We start from the raw sequence: 17,579 nt of genomic DNA, 5'->3' as shown, positions 1-17,579 counted from the left end.
GCTATTCAAAACTTTTAGGAGTGTGATTATTTATGACTGAATTCTCTCAGGGTCCTGCTATGTGGCAAGCAATAGCGGCGCTACTTATTTTCGCGGTGGCTTATATGTGTATATTGATTGAAAAATGGGATCGTATGTATACCGCGCTAGGTGGAGCCTTGCTCATGCTGATTTTAGGCATTGTACCCCTTCAAAAGGCACTGACAAGCTACGCGAATTGGCCGATTTTGATCTATCTCGTGAGCCTTTTCATCCTATCCAGCCTCTTTCAGAAAACAGGTATTATTTCTTATATCGTAAGTTCAATTGTGCGAAAATACCGGATGCGGGCGCTAACGCTTATTATTAGCCTTTCGCTGCTTGGAGCGCTCATGTCTGCTCTGTTGGATAGCTTAATGGCTGTCGTTGTCATTGTCCCTTTTATCATTGTCGCTTCTAAGAAAATGAGATTACTGCCAGCTCCCTTTCTAATCTCCTTGTTATTATCTGTACATATTGGCGGAGCAGCAACCATTATAGGAAATGTACCTAGCCGTATGCTTGGGGCGTCTGGACATATCTCGGCAGGGGACATGTTCATGAGGCTGTTACCATTGATCATCTTGCTATTAGCCGTGGTCTATCTCATCATGTGGTTGATCTATCGAAAGCGTTTGGTTGCAGCCGAAGCTTATATGCGTGAGCTGCTCAGTTTAAAGCCAAGCTCCTATTTATCAGTAAATCGAGGATACATTCTGGGAAGCAGCCTAATAACGGGCTTGACCATTGTAACGCTTTGCCTTCATGGTGTATTAGCATGGAGTCCAGCTTATATTGCAGCCTGCGGGGCAATCGCATTACTCGCAATGAATTACAAGGACATGATAAACCTTATAAAAAGTAAAGACTATGGCACAGCGTGGCATCATCTGAAAGAGACACAATGGCTCTTTTTCTTAGGATTGTTCATTATGGTTGGGGGCTTAACCTATGCGGGCTTTTCGGGGTTCATTGCAAGCAGAGGGCTTGAACTAAGCCAAGGTAGTATTCCCTTCTTATCCATTCTATTGCTGTGGCTGAATAGCTTTGGAGCTGCGATGATGGACAATATCCCTTTCATTGCGGCTATGATTCCGATTGTTGACCACATGGAGCAGCTTGTAGAGGTATCTACTCAGCCGATTTGGTGGGCATTGATCGTTGGGAGCGGCATCGGAAGCGGTGTAACGCTAATTAGCTCAATCGCAAGTTTATACGCAGCATCATTTACCTATTATGACGGAGTTAAGCTAAAACAAAGTGAGTATGTGGTGGTTGCAGCACCGATCTGTTTCGTTCTGCTGTTGATTTCAACCGTATATTTCAAATTATTCTTGTTGTAATTGCCAACAATTGAATACGTAATATCTGCATGATGAAGTGCGTAGGCGGTCAGAATACCAGTGAACTCCGAGAACAAGCAAGAGCTTAGATCAGGGAGGTTGCGATGGATATTCTGACCATTTTTTTGCGTACGGTGCTTATCTATTTTGTTGTTTTTCTCATGCTGCGTATCATGGGGAAACGTGAAATCGGTAAACTGTCGCTTTTCGATCTTGTCATCTCTATCATGATTGCAGAAATTGCTGTTTTCGTCCTTGAGGATGCAAATAAACCCCTTATGTCTGGACTATTACCCATGGGGACGTTGGTGCTTATTCAAGTTGTTATTGCTTATATCACATTAAAAAGTCGCACAATTCGTGTGCTTTTCGATGGTAAGCCAAGCGTTTTAATCAATAAGGGAATGATCGATCGTGAGGAAATGAAGAAGCATCGTTATAATTTAGATGATCTGATGCTGCAATTAAGACAAAATAAAATTATGAACGTGGCTGATGTGGAATTTGCCATATTGGAGCCTTCGGGGAAATTAAGCGTTGTTGAGAAGGAAAAATATCAGAAAGAGACAGGGGCCGGGGTTACGAAGTTAAAAGAAACCATTCGTTACGAAGGCTTACCGCTGCCTCTTATCATGGATGGTAAAGTCCAAGACGATAATTTAGAGAAAATCGGTCAAACAAGATTTTGGTTGAAAAACCAGCTCCAAGAGAAAGGAGCGCGGGATTTTAAAGAAATCTTCTACTGCTCGATTGATCATCGCGGCAGAATGTTTCTCGATCGTAAAAGATAAACCGCGATTTAGCGTATTATTTTTTTGCCCATATTCATCAGACGCCCAATATCCTTAACACTGATGAGGCGGAATATCGTGATGAAAAAGATATAAGAGAAGAGCCCTAGAAGTAAGGAAGAGACAAATCGGATCCAAGTCACAGAGACCCAAGGCGTGTACATGATGAAATAGCTAACAACACCGGAGAGAAGCATGGCGAACCCAATTTTCCCAAAGATGCTGCCTTCCATTCGGAATTTGAGTAGTCGGACTACACTGTTCCAATGAAGCAAAGTAACAAGGACAATATTGACAGTAATCGCGAATACAGCCCCAAGTATACCCATTTCTGGCTTGCTGGCTAACCAGCAGATCAATACCAACTTTACAGTAGAACCAATTAATGTGTTGATTAGGGCAGCGCCAGGCTTGTTTAATGCTTGTAGTGCTGATTGCAGAGGGGCTTGAAAATAAATAAATATCGCAATTGGGGCCATCATCTTGAGCATGCCACTAACATCGGGTTGATTGTACATATATGTACAAATGGGTTCAGCTAATACAAACATCAGCACTGCGAAAGGGGCACCAGTAACTAAAGCGAGCTTCAAGGATTGATGTAAACGCATATGAATGGTTTTGAGGTCTTTGCGAGCGGCAGCTTCACTTAGCGAAGGAATTAGAGAGACGGATAATGACATGGTAAGAGCACTCGGTAGAAGGATAATGGGAATGATCATGCCTTGTAATGCGCCATACTGCGCGGTTGCAAGGGAAGTGGTAATACCAGCGATCGCTAAGCTTTGAGCAATTAGGATGGATTCAAGTAAATAGGAGCCAGCACCGATGAGTTTACTTCCTGTGATCGGGATGGAAATACGTAAGATTCTGCGTAAATTCGTTAATCGACCTGTTGTTTTTTTAGTACCGATTTGAGCCAATGGTGTCTTCGGTGCAGCCTTTTTATCCCATCTAAAATGAATAGCTAAGACAGCAAGTCCGCCTATTTCACCTGCTAGGACGCCAATCATCGCGCCTGCTGCTGCATATTCAATTCCGTAAGGAATCATCATATACGAACAGATTAAGACCATGATAATACGAATCAACGTCTCCATAATTTGCGAGGTTGCGGTGGGAATCATGTTTTGTCTGCCTTGAAAGTAGCCGCGATACACGGCCGAGATGCCGATAATAGGAATCATGGGGCTCATACATAGGAAAGTGTAATAAACGCGCGAATCTGTCAGCAAATGCGAAGTGATCCATGAGGCTCCTGCGATGCAGATAATCGTAAAAATGATGCTTAGGGTTATAGTGATCGCTAAAGATATGCGCAAAATACTTCGAATACGGGTCTCATTTTTCTCTGCCTCTGCTTCTGCAATCAGCTTGGCGATAGCGACAGGAATGCCCCCAGTAATGATGGTTAGAATAACAGATAGGAATGGCCAACCCATTTGATAAATACCAATGCCTTCGGCCCCGATCACGCGGGGTAAAGTCATTCGGGGTATGAAGCCAAGTATGCGATTCAAAATACCTGCGGCCAACAGGATCATAGTACCTCTAATAAACGACTGCTTGGTCACTGCCATACCCTCTTCCGATAATGTCATACCTATGACTATGCGCCAGCTGGCCAAGCTCATGCTAAGATTTTATGGACAAGGGCGTAATCGGCAGGAAATTGCGAGGTGAGTCTCGAATTACACAACATACAGGTAAAACCATGCCTTAGCCTATGCTTACGAAGTTAGTTTTGCTAAAGCAAAACTTTTAGGAGGATCCCCCCATGAATGACGAACAGGATAATGGAAGTGAAGAAGAGAAACCGGATCTTTCGGATCACGAACTGAATGAAATCATCGAAAGCTTATGTTTGAGCAAGGTTGAAGAATTCATTTTGCTTGGATATGAGCATGTGACCGGCAAGGATATATGGGATTGTGTAAGCGATAGATACCGCAAAACAGGGTTGCCCTCTCTCCATCAAATCGTAAATGACATTTTATCCCTCAAATCTACAGCGTTTATGAACTGGATGACGATTAGTATGTATAGAGGAGCCCAATTCTAAGAATGGGCTTATTTTTCATGAAACGACTTAAATTGACTCATTTTTCAGACCTGAGTATAATAGGCATATTGAGTATTGAAGGGAGACTAGCAACAGATGCTGGATTGGAAAAGAATTTCGTTCTTTATTCTAACGGTTGTCATTGTTCTTGGCGCAGTTGGAGCAACGAGCCCTGGGCTTGTAGATCGTATTAAGCTTGGATTGGATTTAAAAGGCGGTTTTGAAATATTGTACACCGCGGAGCCGTTAACGGCTGGACAGCCCCTCACGAAGGAAACGCTTTCTGAAGCAGCTGAAAGTCTTGCGAAACGTGCGGATTCACTTGGTGTTGCGGAACCTGAGGTTTATCCTGAAGGTTCAGATCGCATCCGCGTGCGTCTTGCAGGCGTTGAGAATGAGGATGAAGTGCGTCAATTGATGTCCAAGCCTTCTGTTCTAACCTTTAGAGGCCCAGATGGAACGGTTTACATGAATGGAACTGACTTCGTGGAGAACGCAGCGAAACTAAGCTACGATCCGAATACGAAGCAACCGATTGTAGAAATCAAAATGAAGAGCAGAGAGAAATTTAAGGAAGTTACAACGAAATTGGTAGGCAGTACATTGTCTATTTACTTAGATGATGACTTGCAATCAACGGCGTCTGTCAATTTCCCGATCGATGACGACTCTGCTATCATTACACAAACTAGCGTGTCCGAAGCTACGAAAGTAGCCAAAATGATTAACTTGGGTGCTATGCCGCTAAAATTAACTGAGAAATACATACAACGTGTTGATGCTACGTTAGGGAAAGCTTCGTTACATGAGACTGCTAGAGCAGGGTTAATTGCATCGATCTTGATCTTCTTGTTCATGGTGCTATACTATCGTGTGCCAGGACTTGTAGCTGCTTTCACATTGATTACGTATGTTTGGGTATTACTAGCGATCTTCGACTTTATGAATGCGACGCTGACGTTGCCTGGTATTGCTGCCCTTGTCTTAGGCGCAGGGATGGCTGTTGATGCGAACATTATCACATACGAAAGAATTCGCGAAGAAATCCGTGCAGGCAAGAGTATCCTTTCATCCTTGAAAGCAGGGACCAAGCATTCCTTCCGTACGATTATGGATGCGAACGTAACAAATTTAATCGCGGGTATCGTGCTCTATTATGTAGGTAACGGTGCAATTCGCGGATTCGCAGTTATTACGATGATGAGTATTATTATCAGTATCTTAACGAACGTCTTGTTCTCCAGATGGCTGCTACATCTTATTATCCGAGGTAATTTGCTGAAAAAGCCAAGTTATTTCGGTGTGAAGGAGGCAGACATCCGTGGACTATAAGAATAAGTACGATTTTGTAAAAAATCGCAATAAATTTTTCATCGTATCGGCTGCAATTCTTATCATTGGGTTAGTCGTTATATTAACCTCGGGTATGAATTTCGGTGTCGATTTCAAAGCAGGAACGAATATCGATCTTGTTGTCGGTAAACAGATGGATAGTGCTAAGGTTGAGGAAATTTTGCATGGTTTGACCACGAGTGGTGATGTGAAGTCGAAATATGCGGATCCTACAATTGGTGGAAATAATAGCGATCGTGTGTCGATTCGTTTCGATGATGTTCTGGACGATGCGACGGTGAACAATATCCAAAAAGCATTTGCAACAGCATATAGTGCAGAGGTTTCAAAGGAAATCAACACCGTTGATCCACAGCTAGCCAAAGAACTATTGATGAAAGCGGTGTACGCTGTCGCAATTTCAAGCGTATTAATTTGCTTGTATGTCAGCATCCGCTTCGAATGGCGATTTGCCTTAGCTGCCATTATTGCTATTCTGCATGATGCGTTCATTGTTATCGCGATGTTTGCAATCTTCCGCTTTGAAGTGAACCTACCGTTCCTTGCGGCAGTTTTGACCACAATTGGTTATTCCATTAATGACAAGATCGTTATTTTTGACCGGATTCGTGAGAATCTACGTTTTGCTAAACTCAAGACAGACGCTGACCTAGTTGCTTTAGTCAACGACAGTATCTGGCAAACGATGGCGCGTAACATCAATACGGTACTCGTCGTGTTAATTGCAGCAGGTTGTTTATATCTATTCGGAAGTGAGTCCATTAAGCTGTTCGCACTAGCCAAGTTAATTGGTTTAACGAGCGGTGCCTATTCTTCCATCTTTATTGCTTGTTCCTTGTGGTATTTGTTTAAAAGAAAGTCATTATCACGTTCTAAAAACAAAGCTGCAGCGTAATAACCTTAATAACCGGCCGCGTGATTGTTGCGCGGCCTTTGTATCCGTTCAGGGGGAATGTCCACGTGAATGACGAGGGTTTTCAGAAGACAGAATACGCGCTTTGGGCAGGTATGCTCGTCCTTACCGTGCTGGCTTGTCTGAAGGGCGTAGTTGGCTTTCAGGTACATAGTGATTCGCTGCTCGCAGCCGCGGCTCAATCGGCAGCAGGCATTTGTGTGCTGGCTGCTGCGATCATGCGAGTAAGAACGACGAGGATGCAGCTTACAGCGACTTCTTTCCGAGGATTGGATAAAAAAAGTTCAGTCGGTTCAATCCTACTCATTGTCTTAATCATGGTGATTGGCACTGAAATGGGAATTATTTCGGTCAAATCATTGCTAAACCATGCAGAATATGAACCCAGTATGATTACTCTTGCCGTGCTAGTTATTTCGTTTCTTACTAAGGAAATCATGTTCCACTATTTGAGTAGGCTCGGCAAACAAGTTGGGACAAAGGAATTCATTGCCAATGCGCGAAGACATCGTTCCGATATATACTCTACTTTTGTAGTCGTGATTGGCATACTCGCGACGATGCTAGCCCATGCATGGGGATATCCCGCATTGTATTATGTAGACTCAATTGTTGGACTGATCATTGCACTTTTTATATGTTTAATGGGATTCTCTATAGTTAGCAAAACGATATCTACTTCAGCAGAAAATGTTCTTCATCAGGAAGAGGCAGCTGATTTCGTTACGGCTGTTCAAAAGATTCACGGGGTTATTACAGTTGATGAGCTGAGTGCTAGAGAACATGGCCATTATGTTGTGATCGAAATGACAATCAGTGTGAATCCTAGGCTCTCTGTATGGGAGGGGTATGAGGTATCAAAGAAAATAAAACAACAGCTGATGAAACAGTATCATCATGTGACCAACGTGTTCATCCATGTCAATCCCTACGATGCAGGTTATCCCTATAAACAACAGGCAGATATGGAAGCTAGTGAACAGCCGTCTGTTTTACACTAATTCATTGTTTTCGAAATCAAAGCAATCATGAAATTTTCTTAGGAAAACGCCAAGGAGGACCCACCAAGTGCTAGCACCGAAGGCAAGATGGAACATTGGAAATGCGGATGAAGCACTTGTAGAAGAATTTGTACGTGAACTACAGCTGGATCCCTTGGTTGCCCGTATTCTAGTGCTTCGGGATATCCGTAGCGTGCCAGAGGCCAAACAATTTATGCAGGGTGGCATCGGCGATTACCATGATCCCTATTTGCTGGACGGGATGCTTCCAGCTGTGGAGCGAATTCGCAAAGCGCTGCGGAACAACGAGTTGATTCGTGTTTACGGCGATTATGATGCCGATGGTGTCAGCAGTACGTCCTTAATGGCGCATATGTTGAAAGGATTAGGGGCTCGTTTCGATACCTATATCCCTCATCGGATTCGCGAAGGCTATGGTCTGAATCGCGCTGCAATTGCGTTAGCGAAGGAGCAAGGTGTTCAGCTCCTTATTACCGTTGATACGGGAATAAGCGCTGTTCAAGAAATTGCTTATGGTCAAGAAATTGGCTTAGATATCATCGTAACGGATCATCATGAGCCGCCAGAGGTGCTGCCAGATGCCTTTGCTGTGATTAACCCTAAGAAGCCTGGGTGTCCGTATCCTTACAAGCTATTAGCAGGTGTAGGTGTTGCATTCAAGCTCGCGCAAGCACTTCTTGAGCGCTTTCCTGAAGAGCTTCTCGAATTCGCAGCGCTTGGAACGGTTGCCGACCTTATGCCGCTTACCGGTGAGAATCGGTTACTTGTTAAGATGGGCCTAGCACGTATGCAGGATTCCAGTTACGTTGGATTTCGTTCCCTTATCGGTGTATCTGGCATTGAACGGAAAGAGATTACCGCAGGACATATCGGATTCTCGCTTGCGCCCAAAATTAATGCGAGCGGTCGATTAGAAGCAGCGGACATTGCCGTTAGACTGCTAACCACGACGGATGAAAAAGAAGCGGAGCAAATTGCCTTCGAATTGGATATGCTGAATAAGGAGCGTCAACAAATCGTCGAGGATATGGTCCAAGAAGCGTTTGCCATGGCTGAGGAGCAGCGAGCAAAGGGCTTGGATAAAGTCATTGTCGTAGCCAAAGAGAACTGGAATGTTGGTGTCGTCGGGATTGTTGCGTCAAAGATCGTGGAGAAATTCTACCGGCCTACACTTGTGCTAAGCATTGATCCTCAGAAGGGCATGGCCAAAGGGTCTGCGCGTTCGATTGCGGGCTTTGATTTACACAAGGCATTGACAGCTTGTAAGGATCTTCTTGACCATTACGGCGGGCACCAAGCTGCGGCTGGAATGAGCTTGGACAGTGGTCATCTACAAGCTTTCGCTGTCCGCTTAAATGAACTTGCAGAGACAACTTTAACGGAGCAAGATTTCGTACCTGTGTTACGGGTAGACAATCAGTGCAGCCTTGCAGATGTCCCAATTGCAAGTATTGAAGGCTTGGAGCTATTAGCTCCTTTCGGAATGGGAAATCCATCGCCTAAATTCATGTTTACAGATTTAGGACTTGAAGATATTCGAACCATGGGCAAAGAAAAGCAGCATCTGAAGTTGGGACTCACTCAAGCTAAGGATGAAGTCAGTTGTACGGTTGAAGCAGTAGGCTTCGGCAAAGGTAGCTTAGCAGCGCTAATTGCTCCCTCCGCCAAGGTTGATGTGCTCGGTGAGCTCTCGATTAATGAGTGGAACGGCGTCAGGAAGCCGCAAATCATCATGCAGGATCTGCGCATCCCGCATACACAGGTGTTTGATTGGCGGGGTACGGGGCAGTTGCATCTGAAGCTTACGGCGCTTGCGAGCAATCTCTCAGCGGGACCAGCGGTGCCGTTACGATCACCGGGTATTGTGCTTTTTGATGAAGCGGACGTAGCCTTGTTCCAGTCAACTGCTACTCAGGTTGGCCATCATGTGCCGTATTGGATTGTGCAGGAAACCGAGCAAGTGATGCCGGGCAATGAGGCTGCTAGCGGGATGACGTTCTGCGAGCTGCAAGATGTCATTTTGTACACATTACCTCGTCGTATTGCCACGCTAGAACAGGTACTCCAGCAGGCAACAGGCATGATGCGGTGTTACCCTGTGTTTGCAGAGTTAGGGCAGGATAGTGGAAATACATTGCCTTCCCGCGATATGTTCAAGATGCTCTATGGTACTTTGCAGAAAGAGAAATCACTTCAATTGCAAGATACCCGAATGATGACGGCTTTTAGTAAGCGTTCAGGACTATCTCTCGGTATGATTCATTTTATTTTATCTGTCTTTGAGGAATTAGAATTTGTCGTGAAACATGATAATATAGTTACGTTGAGTTCGACGCCTGCCAAAAGAGATTTAACCACATCACGGTTGTACCAGCATCGATTGCATCGTCAAGAAGTTGAAGCGATTGTTATGTATTCTTCAGCCAAAGAGCTGGAGCAATGGATCGTTGATCACATAAAATAAACAGAGTTTACATTGGAGGAAATCATATGAATTTCAAAGATTACATTCGCGTTATCCCGGACTTTCCACAACCAGGCATTCGTTTTAAAGATATTACAACACTGCTGCAGAATGGCCCTGTGTACAAAGAAGCTATTGAGCAACTTAAACAACTCATCCAAGACAAGGAAATCGATGTGATTGCAGGTCCGGAAGCACGTGGATTTGTCATCGGAGCTCCTCTGGCTACTGCACTCGGCGTAGGCTTTATTCCAATTCGTAAAAGCGGCAAATTGCCTGGCGAAACGATCGAAGCTGATTATGCGCTTGAATATGGCAAGGATAAGCTTGCTATGCACAAGGATGCGGTTAAGCCTGGACAGAAAGTACTTATCGCTGACGACTTGCTTGCAACAGGCGGAACGATTCAAACGTCCGTTGATTTGATCAAACAGCTTGGCGGAGAAATTGTCGGAGCTGCTTTCTTAATCGAGCTTACGTACTTAGATGGCCGCAGCAAATTTGATGGGTTTGATGTTGTTTCTCTTGTTCAATATTAAGATAGGTCTGGAGAATCGAATGCTCGTTATTCGATTCTCTTTTTCATAGCATTTTACGAAGTGAATGCGATGCTTTGAGGCATCTATGATGCTTTTTGTCGAAAGCGTGTAGGCGAATAGTTGACGAGGGGCCTGACTTGCAGGCATAATGGATAAAAATCGACTAAAGGGAATGGGTAGATGCATGGGTATAGAGCAGCTGCTGGAAAAGGCCGCCACCTATCTGAAAGAGAATGATTTGCAGAGGATTCGGGAGGCCTATGAATTCGCGGATGAAGCCCATCATGGCCAAGTGCGCAAATCAGGTGAGCCCTATATTCTGCATCCACTCGCTGTTGCAGATATATTGGTGAATATGCAGATGGATGTCACTTCGGTGATCGCTGCGCTTCTGCATGATGTTGTTGAAGACACAACAGTTTCGCTCGAAATTGTTCTAGATAAATTCGGGAAAACGTGTGCGATGCTCGTTGATGGTTTGACGAAGCTGGAGCGCATTAAGTTCAAATCCAAAGAAGAGCAGCAGAACGAGAATTACCGCAAAATGTTCGTCGCGATGGCGCAGGATATTCGCGTTATTTTGATTAAGCTTGCGGATCGACTGCATAATATGCGGACATTGAAGTATCAATCGGAAGAAAGCCAGCGCCGCATTGCAGAGGAAACGCTGGAGATTTTCTGTCCGATTGCACATCGACTCGGTATTTCCACGATCAAATGGGAGATGGAGGACATTGCCCTCCGTTATTTGAATCCGCAGCAATACTACCGGATCGTCAATCTCATGCAGAAGAAACGAACTGAGCGTGAGCAATATATTGAAGATGTGATTCACAGCATCAAAGAGAAATTGGATGAGATGGGGATTCAAGGGGATATCTCGGGAAGACCGAAGCATCTATACAGTATTTACAAGAAAATGAGCTCCCGAGGCAAGCAATTTAACGAAATTTACGACCTGATGGCTCTGCGTGTCATTGTTGATGGCATTAAGGACTGCTATGCCTCATTGGGAATCATTCATACGTTATGGAAACCGATGCCTGGACGCTTCAAGGATTATATTGCGATGCCGAAGCCCAATATGTATCAATCCTTGCATACGACCGTTATTGGTCCGAAAGGTGAGCCTCTTGAGGTTCAGATTCGTACGTGGGAAATGCACCGTACATCCGAGTTCGGGATCGCGGCGCATTGGGCTTACAAAGAAGGCGGTTCAGTGGTTCCATCAGGCACCTTCGAAGATAAAATGAGCTGGTTCCGTGAAATTCTAGAGCTTCAGCATGAAACGAATGATGCTTCGGAATTCATGGAATCCATGAAGATGGATTTCTTCTCTGATCTTGTTTTCGTCTTTACGCCAAAAGGGGAAGTTATCGAGCTACCGGCAGGTTCAGTTCCGCTTGATTTTGCCTATCGCATTCATACCGAAGTCGGGAATCGTACCATTGGTGCCAAAGTCAATTCGCGGATCGTTCCGCTCGATCATAAGCTTAAGACCGGCGATATCATTGAAATTCTAACGTCCAAGCATTCCTATGGGCCAAGTCAAGATTGGATCAAAATCGCACAATCCTCGCACACACGCAATAAAATTAAGCAATGGTTTAAGAAAGAAAAGCGCGAGGAGAATGTTGAAAAAGGCAAGGATATGATCGAACGTGAACTTAAACGGTTAGCGATTGATCCTCCGACCCTAATGAGTGACGATAAATTGCTGGAAGCAGCGAAAAAATACAATTTTAGCGATATTGAAGACATGCTCTCAGCTGTTGGTTTTGGCGGCATTACGGCCGCTCAAATATGTACCAAGCTTACAGAGAAGCTTCGCAAGGAACAGGAAGAAGCCCAGGTTATTAAGCTGAGCAGCGAAGTAAAAGAGGTTAAAGCTCCAGCTGTTGCAGAACGTAAAAGCCGTCCTACGAACGGTGTGCGTGTTAAAGGTGTAGATAACTTGCTTGTACGTTTTGCTCGTTGCTGCAATCCAGTGCCTGGGGATCTCATTATTGGCTACATCACCCGCGGACGCGGGGTGTCTGTCCATCGCGCGGATTGTACGAACATTCCGACGAGTATGGGTGAGGAAGAACGGGTTATCGAAGTGGACTGGGCAGAGGCTGTGGAATCCAATTTCAATGTAGAGATTGAGATTACGGGCCATGATCGCCGCGGCTTCTTAAACGAAGTGCTTCAAGCCGTATCCGAGAGCAAGACCATGATTTCAGCTGTTTCGGGGCGTTCCGATAAAAATAAAATGGCGACGATTCATATGACCATTTTGATTAAAAATATCGATCATCTACAGTCTGTTGTAGAAAAAATAAAACGTGTCAAAGACATATATTCCGTTCAACGCATTATGCAGAGCTAGCATGTAAGGAGATTTAGGGACGATGAGAGTAGTTGTTCAACGCTGTAAACGTGCGGAAGTAACCGTTGATAATCAAACCATCGGTCAGATCGACCAGGGGCTGATGCTGCTAGTTGGCATTACCCATGAAGACACGGAGCAGGATGCGAAATACCTCGCAGATAAAGTGGCGGGGCTGCGTATTTTTGAGGATGAAACCGGTAAAATGAATCTTTCCGTCATGGAGATAGGTGGAGCGATTCTTTCCGTGTCACAATTTACGCTGTATGGTGATTGTCGCAAAGGTAAGCGTCCGAATTTCATGTCAGCTGCAAGACCTGAGCAAGCTGAGCCGTTGTATCATCAATTTAATAGCTTGCTCAGGGAACAGGGTTTACAGGTTGAAACCGGCGCATTCGGTGAAATGATGGACGTTTCCCTAACGAATTGGGGACCTGTTACCTTAATTATCGATAGTAAATAAACCTTTTATGGTGAAGGATTTGGGATAGGCAGCTCGACCACTGGTTATACTAAAAGAGTATAAACTAGCGGTTAGGAGCCTACAGATGCGTCAATCTATCAAAGAAAAAATCATGACTGCTCCGGTCCAGCAATTGTTCCATACCTCTATAGCTGAACGGATGAGTCAAGCTTCTGCATTTGCGGATGTTGAAATAAGTGCGGAATTCACTTCTGATCAAGAAAAAATGAAGAGTATTCCTAAAAAATCGTTTCGGTAATTCATAAAACCACGTGTGTGCTGATCGTCAGCCCTACGTGGTTTTATTTGTGAAACGGGCATAATTTCTCTACCACTACAAATTGTGGTAAACTAGCGTATGGAATTATGGTAAGACATGCAGGAGATAAGGTGGGTGCTTACGTCGTAATGGTAAATTCAAATCGCAACAAATCCACATCCAAAGGATGGCTATGGTTGATGGGCATATTGATTGTACTTACGCTGCTGGCTGCAACGGCCGCGATGTACTATCAATATAATCACCATAACAGCTCCAAAGGACGTAGTGGGCAGCAACAAGCCCTTGAAGAAGTGAAATCGGTGAAGAAGGCAAAAGATGCCTATGATGTAATTGTCGTTGGTACGGATCCAGAAGGCGTAGCAGCTGCGGTTTCGTCAGCTCGGAATGGATTAAGCACGTTGCTTGTCGATGGTCGGGATCGCGAGATTCTAGGCGGATTGATGACGCTTGGCTGGATCAATTCCCTTGATATGAATTATTCCACGAGTAAGAACTTGCTAGGTAAGGATGATGTGTGGAATAAAGGTTTTTTCTCTGAGTGGTATGCCAAACTAGAAGGAGACTCCTTCGATGTGAATACCGCAGCAAATGCGTTTTATAATGCAGTGAAAAATGAAAAGAATATAGATCTTCTGATGAAAACCAAAAAGATTGATCCACTGCTTTCTTCGGATAAATCAGCCGTGCAAGGCGCTACGATTACGCTTGAAAATGGCAGCACACAAGTTGTTAAAGCGTTATCGGTTATAGATGCCACACAAGATGGTGATTTCGCAGCAGCGGCGGGTGTTCCGTTTACCATTGGGCATGAGGATATCGGAGATCCGAAATCTAAAATGGCGGTAACGCTAGCTTTTCGACTGAAGAATGTAACGCCAGAGGTTTGGAATCTAATGGCTCAACGTCTGAATGGAGATAACAATCCAGACACTGGCGTAAATGAGGTAAGTGTATTCGGTTATGGGGAAATGAGCGCCTACCCGGCTATTAACAAAGAGAGAGCCAAGATGAGAGGCTTTAATATGGGCAGGCAAAATGACAATTCAGTACTTATTAATGCGTTGCAAATTTTTGGTGTGGATACGTTAGATCCGAAGTCGGTTCAGGAAGCGTTTGATATTGGCAATAAGGAGTTGCCTAATATTGTAGCGTACATGCAGAAAACATTTCCTGAGTTTGCTACCATCGCATTGGATGGATCCGCACCTGAGCTCTATGTGAGGGAAACACGTCATATGCAGGGCGAATATCGATTAAATATCGTAGATGTTTGTACAAACGTGGACCAATGGGATCGGATTGGATTTGGTTCCTATGCAGTCGACATCCAACGGATATCCCCGACAGATTCCGGCAATGTCGTGTGTAAGCCTAAGCAATATGCCATTCCTTTCCGAAGTATCGTTCCTCTGAAAGTTGATGGATTACTCGTTGTTGGTCGAGCAGCAAGCTATGACACACTTCCGCACGGAAGCGCTCGTGTTATGCCAACGGGTATGGCAGAGGGAGAAGCAGCTGGAGCAGCAGCTAGCTTAGCGAAGTCAGAGAATAAGACCTTCCGTCAGATTTCGACGTCGAAAGAAAGTATCGCGAAGCTACAGGCTCAGCTGAATAAGCAAGGTATGGAAATTCAGCCAATAACGATTAAACCTCAACCATTTATGGAACATAAAGCATATGAGGGAGTAAAAACAGCTTTGATGTTAGGACTTGCATCCGGAGCATACGCGAATAATTTCCGTCTGGATGAAGCAGCCAATCCGAAGCGAATGGTCAATGTGGTTGGTGGGGCACGGAAAATGAAACCTGATGCGTTTACGGGGGATGTGAATCAAGCTATTGCCAAGCTGGATAATGCGGACAAAATACCGTTGACTCTTGAGCAAGCTTGCTATACCTTTACACAAGCCCTAGGCATGAAAGTTACAGCTGCTGAAGCGCAAGCGAAGCTCCTAGAGAGTAAACTGCTAACAGCAGAAACGGTTAAGGGGATTGCAGATCAGCAAAAATTAACAAATGGCGACACGTATATGATGATTCGAGACGTTAAGCTTGGTTTGACAGGTAAGCCTTAACAACATAAAGAGCCTTATTGCCGCATTGAATGTGGCTGTAAGGCTCTTAGTTTGTGGTTGGCAAAGAGAGAGTGAATGGTTGCGGTTACATTTCTTAGTCTTCGTCCGCAGCTTCTTCTTCAGCTTCTGCTTCCGCGTCATCCTCTTCTGCAGTAACTGGATCCTCGTCAGAAGATTGTTCGCCCTCAGCTTCCTCTGCCTCTTCAGCTTCGGCTTCTTCCTCATCAGCCGCTTCTTCCGCTTCAGTATCCGACTCTTCAATGGCCTCTTCTTCGGCTGCTTCGTCGTCATCAGTTTCTTCTTCTGCTTCAACTTCGGCTTCGGTTTCGGATTCTTCAGAGAAAAGCACCACGAGATCTTGACGTTCCTCTTGAAACTCGTTTTGTAGTGTCATTGTTACAGCCTCCAGATGTTATATTCAAGGCCATCTGCCTTGTAGTACATGTATATGTGAAAACAGAATGAATATACGAGTGGAACGAAATGAAAATGATTGAAAATATGCGATAATTCTGTGTAATGAAATTGTAATAAGAGCTTCATCTTCCTTTAATCTAAGAAGGATATACTAATTATCGACCCCCTTTTAAATATAAACTATTGAAAGCCTGCAGCCATGTGCCGCAGGCTATTTTCTTGCACCACAAAATAAAAACCGCCACAGCTGAGCTGGACGGTTTCGTATTTACTTTCAACTTAAATAAGAGCATCAATAGCGTAATCACCGGCTCCGATCAACGCAACCCCAAGGGCAACCACGATCAAAGCAGCATTGTATTCAAATCCATTGGAACTTACCCAATAGCCATTCGTGCCATGCACTTTAATAACCGCCATAATCATAGTAATAATAATAAGAGCAGCTCCAACTTCTGTCCATAAACCAGCGGCGAAGAGTAAGCCACCAGCTAATTCCGCTAAACCAGCTGTTACAGCCATCAAGACGCCTGGTTTAATGCCGATGGATTCGAAGAATCCGCCTGTACCTTTAGGTCCGTAACCACCAAACCAACCAAACAATTTCTGTGTACCATGTGCCGCCATCGTTAACCCAATCACCAAACGAATAATAAGAAGTCCTAATGCCATACTAACATCTCCTCTGTAGATATATTTTATTTAAATACTTACTTTATGTTAGTATATTATTACGAGTCACTTACTTTTGTCAAGCGACTATGATAAAATAGTTTTACGGACATGTATGAAGCAAGTGTTCATGCAAGAACTCGGAGGAGATGATTAAGATGGAAGGTTATCAACTATGTCCCAAATTCGAGAATGCATTTGAACTTCTAGGAAAGCGTTGGACAGGACTTATCATTAGTGTGCTGTTAACTGGGCCCAAGCGGTTTAAGGATATCTCAGTACTCATCCCGTCCATGAGTGATCGCATGCTTTCTGAAAGATTCAAGGAACTTGAAGCTGCAGAGATTATTATTCGACATGTGTATCCAGAAACGCCGGTTCGAATTGAGTATGAATTAACGGCAAAAGGAAAAGGACTTCAGCCCGTTATGGAAGAAGTGCAAAAATGGGCGGACACATTATCCTAAATACATGAGGGGGCAAGTTATTAGGAACGACTATCTCTTGACTTTGCCCTTACCAATGTTTACAATAACCATAATGTAATTCTATAAGAATGTGATCCGTTGAAGGGACACAGTAATTCGCACCCACATGTACAGAGAAGGAAGTCTAGGCTGCAAGCTTCCAATGATGAGCGAATGAAAAGACCTCCCCGAGGACCAACTGGGAACAGCGCTTGAAATATGTGCTAAGTAGCAGTTGTGCGAATAGCGGGCGTTAACCGCAAAGAGCAGAATTGTTTTTGCTTGCGTAAGCGAGGAAGCAAGGTATGCTGAATGTGGGTGGTACC

General features: G+C 44.3%; 16 protein-coding genes. 13 read left to right on the top strand and 3 right to left on the bottom strand.

Translation table 11 applies throughout. The features are described from left to right. Nucleotides 1–32: 32 nt before the first annotated feature. Nucleotides 33–1,361 carry an ArsB/NhaD family transporter gene (locus AC58PQ_RS09010; RefSeq protein ID WP_497241618.1) on the top strand — a complete coding sequence of 443 codons (1,329 nt, stop codon included), beginning with the start codon at nt 33–35 and terminating at the stop codon, nt 1,359–1,361. A 104-nt stretch (nt 1,362–1,465) separates the two neighbouring features. After that, nucleotides 1,466–2,152: a DUF421 domain-containing protein gene (locus AC58PQ_RS09005; RefSeq protein ID WP_497241617.1), complete on the top strand. Its 687-nt coding sequence runs from the start codon at nt 1,466–1,468 to the stop codon at nt 2,150–2,152. Nucleotides 2,153–2,160: 8 nt separating this feature from the next. On the opposite strand, the gene spoVB is transcribed toward AC58PQ_RS09005, so the two are convergent. Then, nucleotides 2,161–3,726, bottom strand: coding sequence for a stage V sporulation protein B (gene spoVB / locus AC58PQ_RS09000; RefSeq protein WP_497241616.1), 1,566 nt, complete (start codon nt 3,724–3,726; stop codon nt 2,161–2,163). Between the two features lie 203 nt (nt 3,727–3,929). Here spoVB and AC58PQ_RS08995 point away from each other — a divergent pair, with 203 nt between their 5' ends. From AC58PQ_RS08995 to AC58PQ_RS08950, 10 genes are all read left to right on the top strand, one after another. Further along, nucleotides 3,930–4,214, top strand: coding sequence for a post-transcriptional regulator (locus AC58PQ_RS08995; RefSeq protein WP_497241615.1), 285 nt, complete (start codon nt 3,930–3,932; stop codon nt 4,212–4,214). 99 nt (nt 4,215–4,313) lie between these two features. Further along, complete coding sequence (secD, locus tag AC58PQ_RS08990) at nt 4,314–5,546, top strand: protein translocase subunit SecD (RefSeq protein ID WP_497241650.1); 1,233 nt, start codon at nt 4,314–4,316, stop codon at nt 5,544–5,546. Further along, nucleotides 5,536–6,462 carry a protein translocase subunit SecF gene (secF, locus tag AC58PQ_RS08985; RefSeq protein WP_497241614.1) on the top strand — a complete coding sequence of 309 codons (927 nt, stop codon included), beginning with the start codon at nt 5,536–5,538 and terminating at the stop codon, nt 6,460–6,462. Before secD ends, secF begins: the two co-directional genes overlap by 11 nt. 65 nt (nt 6,463–6,527) lie before the next feature. Further along, entirely contained in the window at nt 6,528–7,481 is a 954-nt protein-coding gene (locus AC58PQ_RS08980) for a cation diffusion facilitator family transporter (RefSeq protein WP_497241613.1), read from the top strand. Between the two features lie 67 nt (nt 7,482–7,548). Then, nucleotides 7,549–9,966 carry a single-stranded-DNA-specific exonuclease RecJ gene (gene recJ / locus AC58PQ_RS08975; RefSeq protein ID WP_497241612.1) on the top strand — a complete coding sequence of 806 codons (2,418 nt, stop codon included), beginning with the start codon at nt 7,549–7,551 and terminating at the stop codon, nt 9,964–9,966. Nucleotides 9,967–9,992: 26 nt separating this feature from the next. Continuing rightward, nucleotides 9,993–10,505, top strand: coding sequence for an adenine phosphoribosyltransferase (locus AC58PQ_RS08970; RefSeq protein WP_497241611.1), 513 nt, complete (start codon nt 9,993–9,995; stop codon nt 10,503–10,505). Nucleotides 10,506–10,689: 184 nt separating this feature from the next. Next, nucleotides 10,690–12,876, top strand: coding sequence for a RelA/SpoT family protein (locus AC58PQ_RS08965; protein WP_497241610.1), 2,187 nt, complete (start codon nt 10,690–10,692; stop codon nt 12,874–12,876). 22 nt (nt 12,877–12,898) lie between these two features. Continuing rightward, nucleotides 12,899–13,339: a D-aminoacyl-tRNA deacylase gene (gene dtd, locus AC58PQ_RS08960; RefSeq protein WP_497241609.1), complete on the top strand. Its 441-nt coding sequence runs from the start codon at nt 12,899–12,901 to the stop codon at nt 13,337–13,339. Between the two features lie 85 nt (nt 13,340–13,424). Beyond that, a complete protein-coding gene (locus AC58PQ_RS08955; RefSeq protein ID WP_497241608.1) occupies nt 13,425–13,598 on the top strand; it encodes a hypothetical protein in 174 nt (57 codons plus the stop codon). Between the two features lie 200 nt (nt 13,599–13,798). Continuing rightward, nucleotides 13,799–15,697 (top strand): FAD-dependent oxidoreductase, encoded by a 1,899-nt coding sequence (locus AC58PQ_RS08950; protein ID WP_497241649.1) that lies wholly within the window; start codon nt 13,799–13,801, stop codon nt 15,695–15,697. A gap of 94 nt (nt 15,698–15,791) precedes the next feature. Here AC58PQ_RS08950 and AC58PQ_RS08945 read toward each other — a convergent pair whose 3' ends face one another. Continuing rightward, the gene (locus AC58PQ_RS08945) at nt 15,792–16,091 is read right to left on the bottom strand and encodes a hypothetical protein (RefSeq protein WP_497241607.1); all 300 of its coding nucleotides are present in this window, start codon (nt 16,089–16,091) and stop codon (nt 15,792–15,794) included. A gap of 302 nt (nt 16,092–16,393) precedes the next feature. Then, complete coding sequence (locus tag AC58PQ_RS08940) at nt 16,394–16,786, bottom strand: DoxX family protein (protein ID WP_497241606.1); 393 nt, start codon at nt 16,784–16,786, stop codon at nt 16,394–16,396. Between the two features lie 158 nt (nt 16,787–16,944). On the opposite strand from AC58PQ_RS08940, the gene AC58PQ_RS08935 reads away from it, so the two are divergent. Then, nucleotides 16,945–17,253, top strand: coding sequence for a winged helix-turn-helix transcriptional regulator (locus AC58PQ_RS08935; RefSeq protein ID WP_497241605.1), 309 nt, complete (start codon nt 16,945–16,947; stop codon nt 17,251–17,253). The last annotated feature ends 326 nt before the right edge of the window (nt 17,254–17,579 follow it).

This window comes from Paenibacillus sp. J22P143 (genome assembly GCF_059692035.1).
This window is presented reverse-complemented; position numbering and strand designations above follow the sequence as displayed.

What these genes read in the sequence shown, in the direction of transcription:
- AC58PQ_RS08950 (WP_497241649.1), top strand. Translation starts at nt 13,799, where the DNA reads ATGGGCATATTGATTGTACTTACGCTGCTGGCTGCAACGGCCGCGATG.
- dtd (WP_497241609.1), top strand. Translation starts at nt 12,899, where the DNA reads ATGAGAGTAGTTGTTCAACGCTGTAAACGTGCGGAAGTAACCGTTGAT.
- AC58PQ_RS08965 (WP_497241610.1), top strand. Translation starts at nt 10,690, where the DNA reads ATGGGTATAGAGCAGCTGCTGGAAAAGGCCGCCACCTATCTGAAAGAG.
- AC58PQ_RS08970 (WP_497241611.1), top strand. Translation starts at nt 9,993, where the DNA reads ATGAATTTCAAAGATTACATTCGCGTTATCCCGGACTTTCCACAACCA.
- AC58PQ_RS08955 (WP_497241608.1), top strand. Translation starts at nt 13,425, where the DNA reads ATGCGTCAATCTATCAAAGAAAAAATCATGACTGCTCCGGTCCAGCAA.
- AC58PQ_RS08940 (WP_497241606.1), bottom strand. Translation starts at nt 16,786, where the DNA reads ATGGCATTAGGACTTCTTATTATTCGTTTGGTGATTGGGTTAACGATG.
- AC58PQ_RS08935 (WP_497241605.1), top strand. Translation starts at nt 16,945, where the DNA reads ATGGAAGGTTATCAACTATGTCCCAAATTCGAGAATGCATTTGAACTT.
- AC58PQ_RS08995 (WP_497241615.1), top strand. Translation starts at nt 3,930, where the DNA reads ATGAATGACGAACAGGATAATGGAAGTGAAGAAGAGAAACCGGATCTT.
- AC58PQ_RS09005 (WP_497241617.1), top strand. Translation starts at nt 1,466, where the DNA reads ATGGATATTCTGACCATTTTTTTGCGTACGGTGCTTATCTATTTTGTT.
- AC58PQ_RS09010 (WP_497241618.1), top strand. Translation starts at nt 33, where the DNA reads ATGACTGAATTCTCTCAGGGTCCTGCTATGTGGCAAGCAATAGCGGCG.
- AC58PQ_RS08945 (WP_497241607.1), bottom strand. Translation starts at nt 16,091, where the DNA reads ATGACACTACAAAACGAGTTTCAAGAGGAACGTCAAGATCTCGTGGTG.